Origin of the sequence: Bacillus sp. JJ864 (assembly GCF_036963045.1) — a bacterium.
Lineage (GTDB): Bacteria > Bacillota > Bacilli > Bacillales > Bacillaceae_G > Bacillus_A > Bacillus_A pseudomycoides_C.
The window spans coordinates 1-6617 of the sequence record NZ_JBALLY010000013.1; the positions used below are offsets into that span (position 1 = coordinate 1).

6 protein-coding genes are annotated in these 6617 nt (G+C 32.4%); 1 reads left to right on the forward strand and 5 read right to left on the reverse strand.

What is annotated here, in order from left to right; translation table 11 throughout:
• The first annotated feature begins 73 nt into the window (after nt 1-73).
• Nucleotides 74-697, forward strand: coding sequence for a DUF6241 domain-containing protein (locus V7024_RS02850; RefSeq protein WP_335515384.1), 624 nt, complete (start codon nt 74-76; stop codon nt 695-697).
• Between the two features lie 1114 nt (nt 698-1811).
• Here the strand turns inward: V7024_RS02850 and V7024_RS02855 are convergent.
• From V7024_RS02855 to V7024_RS02875, 5 genes are all read right to left on the reverse strand, one after another.
• Nucleotides 1812-2630 (reverse strand): alpha/beta fold hydrolase, encoded by an 819-nt coding sequence (locus tag V7024_RS02855; protein ID WP_438824429.1) that lies wholly within the window; start codon nt 2628-2630, stop codon nt 1812-1814.
• 146 nt (nt 2631-2776) lie between these two features.
• Entirely contained in the window at nt 2777-3832 is a 1056-nt protein-coding gene (locus V7024_RS02860; protein WP_335515388.1) for a hypothetical protein, read from the reverse strand.
• Nucleotides 3817-4389: an RNA polymerase sigma factor gene (locus tag V7024_RS02865; protein ID WP_335515391.1), complete on the reverse strand. Its 573-nt coding sequence runs from the start codon at nt 4387-4389 to the stop codon at nt 3817-3819. Before V7024_RS02865 ends, V7024_RS02860 begins: the two co-directional genes overlap by 16 nt.
• 179 nt (nt 4390-4568) lie before the next feature.
• Complete coding sequence (locus V7024_RS02870; protein ID WP_335515394.1) at nt 4569-6254, reverse strand: M3 family oligoendopeptidase; 1686 nt, start codon at nt 6252-6254, stop codon at nt 4569-4571.
• Between the two features lie 15 nt (nt 6255-6269).
• Nucleotides 6270-6518, reverse strand: a complete 249-nt coding sequence (locus V7024_RS02875) for a hypothetical protein (RefSeq protein ID WP_335515397.1) — start codon at nt 6516-6518, stop codon at nt 6270-6272.
• Nucleotides 6519-6617 lie beyond the last annotated feature (99 nt).

Genomic DNA, 6617 nt, shown 5'->3' on the forward strand with positions numbered 1-6617 from the left:
ATTAGGATTAGCCGGCCTTTATTACATTAAAGTAAAAAACCGGTTTTCAAAGATATTCGCAGGAGGATTTATAATGAAAAAGAAAATTACTTATAGTGTAATTGTTTTAGCAACTTTATCGTTAGGAACGTACATCACCCTAACATATAATGATAAAAAAATAGAAGAAAAGGTTCAGGAAAAACCGAAAGCTCAAACCATTCAAAAGCAACAAAAAGATAGTTATGTAGTTAGTAATGATGATTTATCTAAAGCAGCTCAGTCTATTGGAGAAATCAAAAACGAGCAAATTATAAATGACATGATGATAAACATGTCTTTCCAAAAACTCACATTTCATGAAAATAATCTTCATGTTCGTGGTACCCGTGATGTAGGTCGAGTTCAAATGACCAAAGAAAACATTCAATACTTAAAAAACAACTTAAATGTTATCAATAATGATGAAAAACCCAAATATGAATCTATTCTGAACAAATGGTACATTGGAAATTTCGAATCTACAGTTGAAGACTTTATAGAAATTCGTTATTTACGTTTAGGAAAAAAGGTAAGTGCAGAGGAATTTAAACTAACTAAAAAAACTGATAGCGATGAAAAAGAATATATTCTCCATTTCTTTGGTCAAGAAGGATTAGATATTCATAATAAAGNNATGAAACTGAATTTTACTCCACTAGGAAGTAAAATGTTTTAACTCCTCCTTACGGTAATTCCTTTGTAAAATTAATATTGTTATTAATAACACCTCAATGTAATATCGAATTGAGGTGAACATAATGCAAAGTCTTAAATCTTTAAAATGGGATATCATTATCTTTTTACCATTGTTTATTTATAATGCTGTCGTATTAGTTTCAATGATTGTTATAGAAAATGAGTTTAGTTGGGTACGTTTACTCATTACGTTAGCATGCCTATATGTTTGGGTATCCAGTGCAATAGATATTAGAAATATGAGGTACAAGATAAAATAAAAAGTAGCTGATAAGCTACTTTTTTGTTTAAGTATTCATTTTACGTTTCTTCATGAATTGATATAAAGTAGCCATCGATATATTTTAAAATTCTCACACTTCAACTTTTTATTTGCCATTACTTAGCTAAACACTAATGTTTCATAATCAAATATTTTTGAGACTTAGAGCGGATATTTTATCTACATTGTCTTCGTTTGTTTCGTCACAATACTAAAAACTCGTCCATTTCTTCAGCTGTGCGAACACAATGTAATAAAAACATTCCATATGTGATGATTAATGTTAACCAGATCATGTGCTCACTCCTTATCATTTCTTATCTTTTAGTTGATTGATATATTGCTAGTTTAACTCTTTTGTGTCAATGTAGATATTCATTTTCCTTACATCTGCCTTACAGTTTTGTAAGGCCTCTCTACTCAAATTTCAATTTTCACTAAACCCCACATTTATTATGTAAATTCTATATAACAAAAAAGCACCTATCATCATAGGCACTTCATTTATTGATCACATATAAGTGCGCTAGCAATTGCTGATGCTCTTTACTTTAACACGATTGAAACAAACATCGGTTATTATTTGAAAAATTTTTCTATTAACAATTAATAAATAGAGATTACTGCTTTTTGAGCAAACCTGCCCTGTTAGTTAGAAAGAAAAAACCCTTAGATAAATAATTACCTAGTGGAAAAAACATCGTAACTTTATTTCAAATAAACATTTACATGTATATATCACCTACAAAACTCGAATAAAAAAGCACAACAAAAAAATAGTCGGTCTTCAACACATTAAAGTGAGAAACCGACCTTATTTTATAATGTGTAATCATTTTTCTTCTACTCTATCTAACCATTCATTTACTAATGAATGGAATAAAACATCCTGCTCAATCTGCAAGTTATGTCCTGCTTTATCTAAAACCGCAAAAGTAGCCCGAGGAAATTTATCAAGCAAACTCCAAGCATCTTTATAGCCTGTTACTGAATCCTGTTTGCCCAATAAAAAGAGGCTAGGTTTTTCATACAGTGATATTTGGCTATCCACATCAAATGAAAAAGCATATTGCTCCCTTATTTTTGTTAAAAATACCTCATCTGCTATTTGAATTCCCGAGATAATCTCTTCAAGATAACGTTGCCAATTATATTCGTTAAGCACAACAAAATTCGAACTAAAATTTTCACGTTCCTCCGTATTTAACTGAGATAAAAATTTTTCATCTTGGTAAATAACCGTGCGGGGAGGAATCTGCCTCTTACTTGTATCCGGAATAATCATAGGACAAATAAATGCTGCGCCATCTATTCTTTCTTTTCTTTTGGATATAACTCCCCTAGTTATGTAGCCTCCGTATGATTCACCTGCAATTAAAAAAGATTCATCCGGAATAATTGTATCTATAAATTTTAAAACAAAATCTAACATTCCATCTGAGTTTTGAATCATTTCGTATCCCTTCGTTTTTCCCATGCCTGGCAAATCAATATAAATCCGTTTCCAACCTTCTCTTTGTATAAAAACAGACTCCATACAACCTGACATCAGTCTATGATCAGGAGAAAAACCATGAAGCATAATAATTGGTTTACCAGAACCATAAATTTCATAATGAACTTTTATATCCCCTATTAAGCATTCCATTATATCCACTCCGAATTTTCAGTATTTTCACTACTATAATAAAGGAAAAGTTCTATCTTTCCAAACAATTAACCTCATGCTTCTTATTGTTAAGTTAAGATCATTTTTATATCTTTACTTCCTATAGTTTACATACAATATATTTCTTTTTAACTACGTGCTTGCAAGAAGGTTTCTAAAAGCTGTTTTATTTCTGCTATAGAACATCCTTGACTAGATACTTCATATATAACACCATTAGTTTTCGCACGATATGTATGATCATAATTTTCAAATCGTCTAGAGTTTTCCTCAACATAGGCTGGTTTATATTCACTCCACTCTAAGCCATTTGAAGAAAATGTTGAAACCTTTTTGTTTGAGTCATACTGAAAGTCTCCACCAGATGTAAAATGTTCAAATTCTTTTTTACCTCTTCCAAATTCCTCTTGATACTCCTGTATAAAGATGGTTTTCTCTACTTCATGACTAGTAGATTTAAAAGGTAACATAATAGTTTGTCTTATCTTACTTTCTGCAGTAGGCCTATACATCATTTTGGTGTAATAATGAGCACCATCATTCCGTAACGTAATAAAAGTCATTTCTACATCAGGAGATTGTAAAACTTTTAAAAAAGGAACGACCTCTCGTATATTGTCATAAGCTGCTTGTACTTCCTTTGAATCATTTTTCCCTCCAAAGATTTGTTTTACATCTACTTTTTCTAATGGTTTTGCACGCTTTAAAACCTCGTATCCCTCTATTACAGGTTTCTTTACTGTCCCTCCTATTCTTTCAACAGCAATTACTTCTTCCGTTGCTTTACCTTGTATCGAGTAATATTTAGTACCAGGGACATATTCTGTTGTATCACCTTCTTGTAAAAATCGCCATTCTCCACTGCGTGATACTTCCCCTAACTCTCTTCCTAATTGTTCTTTAGACACATTTTCACTGGCAGGGATATAGTAATGCGCATTATGCACAAGATATTGATTATATGGATGACGAGGAGCTGTACTTACTCCAAACAAATTTGCCACACTAGCCGGAACATCTGTCATAAAAAACAGAAAAAGGCATGTTGCAGTAATTAGAAAAATTACAAGTTTATTCTTCGGCGATCGTTTCTTTTTTCTGAGTACAGTACGAATATCTACTTCCTCAGGAAATGAAAACTGTTGCTGTATACTTTGCATTGTTTTTCTTAGTTTTTGTTCCATATCCATCCCTCCTTCAATGAAACTTCTTTTGGTAAGGACAGCAATTGTTTCTTTAATTGCTCTCTAGCATGATAGAGCCTGGATTTCACCGTTCCTTCACTAACAGTAAGAATTGAGGAAATTTCCGAAACTGATAAATCTTGCATGTAATATAATACAATCACTGCCTGATGTTTAAGAGAGAGCTTTTGAATACAGTTGTATAACTCTCGCTCATTTTCTTCTTGTAAATAAAATTCTTCTGGCTGACCTTCTTTTGATCTTCCCCAAAAATCTTGCAAAGGTAAGAAAAAACGTTTTCGTTGCGCCATCTTCCATGTAACATGGATTACAATTTTATGAAACCATGTCTTAAATGTAGCTATTTCAGGATTAAATCGATGTAAAGATTTGTATGTACGCAAAAGAGCCTCCTGTACAGCATCTTCAGCTCCTGTTCGATCTCGGAGAAGCATATACGCCACCTGATGCGCTGGTATTATGTACGGTTTTACCAATGAATTGAATGCATCTTGATCTCCCGCCTTAGCCTTATTTAAACAATCTTGTTCAGACACATTTCATCCTCCTTTCTTTACACTACTTATTCCCCCTAAAAGAAGAATTGGTTCATTTTTTTCATATTTTTATTATTTTTTAGTTATACTATAAAACTTACACTATATTCAAAATAGGAAAAAGGCCATTCTCTATTTGATAAAGAATAGGCCTTTAATTAAAGAATATCTTATTATATCTAATCTATTAATTGCAGTTCTTTCTCCACAAACTCCATCAACTCTTTAATTGTTTGTACCGAAAAATCAAAACGAATACCTGCCGCTTCATACACTTCTTTTACTGATTTTGTACTTCCTAAAGATAGTGCTTCTTTATAATTAATTAGAGTTTGTTTAGGATTTTCTTTATATTGCTTATACATCTGCAAAGCACCTATTTGCGCAATTGCGTACTCAATGTAGTAGAATGGTACCTCAAAAATATGTAAAATAGATAACCACTTTGTCTCTAACCAGTTTTCATAACCTTCCCAATTCATAAAGTTAGAGTCATATGTTCTTGCTAGTTCTTTAAATTTTTCTTTTCTTTCAGCATGTGTATGATTTGGATTTTCGTACATCCAATGCTGGAATTGATCGACTACAGTAATTATAGGTAAGTATTGTATCATCAATCGGAGTTGCTCACGCTTTGCTCTTTTGAAATCTTCACTACTTGGATAAAATGTATTCCAATACTCCATCGTTAGGAGTTCCATTGTCATGCTCGCCAATTCTGCTGATTCCATTGGGACATTTCGATATGGCCCTAGTTCAATGTCTTTCATAAATTCATTATGTATGCAATGACCCATTTCATGTAACAGAACCACGACATCGTCTTGTGTATTACAACAATTCATAAATATAAACGATTGTTTAGAGGCGGGTAAGGATTCACAAAAACCGCCCGGAGCTTTTCCTTTACGGCTCTCTAAATCTAAAAGATTCTTTTCTTTCATCTCATGTAGTAATGCCGAAAAACGAGAATCAACCTTTTCTAAAATATGAAAAGTACCTTTTACTAACTCGTCTACATTTTGTACTGGTTGTAAAGGCTTCTCGTTTATTGGAACTGCTCTCATATCCCAAGGTCTAAACGTATGTAATCCTAAAATTTTTTGCTGTTTTTCCTGAAGTTTTTTCTGTAAAGGAACAACATAGTGACGCATCGCTTCTGCTAACTCAAGACAATCCGCTGCTGTATAATCAAACCGTTCATATTTTTTAAACATAAAATCGCAATAATTTTGCAAACCCACATTTTGAGCTTTTTGATGTCGCAACGCAATTAACTTATCCATAATGATCTGCAAATCCTCTTCAACCGATAACATGCTTTCTTGAATAAGAGTCATTGCATTTTTTCTAACCGTACGTTCAGGATTTTGAAGATACACCTGCATGTCGCTTAACGACTTTTCTTCACCTTCCCACATTACCGTTAAGTTACCTGTAATCTCAAAATACTTCGTTACTAACTCATCTTCTGCAATTTCTAAATCTATATTTTTCTCATTGAACAAACGAATCGCATTTTCTACTTTTTTATTCAATAAACCGAAAAAATCAAGGTCTAGCTGCAAACGAAATGGTGATTCGTAGTACTTATTGTCTAGTAAACTTTTATATCGTTTCACTAATGGCTGCACATGCTTTTGGTCAAAATCAAAAGTTTCTTTCTCTTGCTGGTTATCAGTGTTACATTGAAATTGAATATAATGTTGTTTAAGTTGTTCTTCCACTTCATCTAAAAGCCGCGACTGTCGCTTCAACCAATTTTCAAGTTCCTCGCTACATTGAATCTTTGTTTGTAATAAATCTTCAAATTGTTTTTGCAACGCTTCCAAATTACTAATAACGAAATATTCAGTATTATCCATATGTAAGATATCCTTTCATACGATATTCTTCGCAACAAGTTTCAAATGCCCAGCAGGAATAATTTGTTTCACTGTTTCCTGCAAATCCTCTGCCAACACTTCTTCAATATGTTCCAAAGCGACTTCTAATATGCAGCACTCCATTGTTTCCACATTAAGCAGAGAATAATGATCATTTTTCTTAATCACTAAATATCTATGATCCTCTGTAACTAGTAAAGCACCAAGCTGAATTCCTAGTACTCTGTTATCTTCAAATTTCATATGTATTCCTCCTATCTAAATAAATTTTACAATAAAAGGATATAATAAGATACAAAATTTAACAGATGATATTAATTCGCAATGAAAGGGCATTTCCTT

Bases quoted from the DNA above. Each gene is read 5' to 3' on its own strand.
- V7024_RS02860 (WP_335515388.1), bottom strand. From the start codon at position 3,832: ATGGAACAAAAACTAAGAAAAACAATGCAAAGTATACAGCAACAGTTT.
- V7024_RS02870 (WP_335515394.1), bottom strand. From the start codon at position 6,254: ATGGATAATACTGAATATTTCGTTATTAGTAATTTGGAAGCGTTGCAA.
- V7024_RS02875 (WP_335515397.1), bottom strand. From the start codon at position 6,518: ATGAAATTTGAAGATAACAGAGTACTAGGAATTCAGCTTGGTGCTTTA.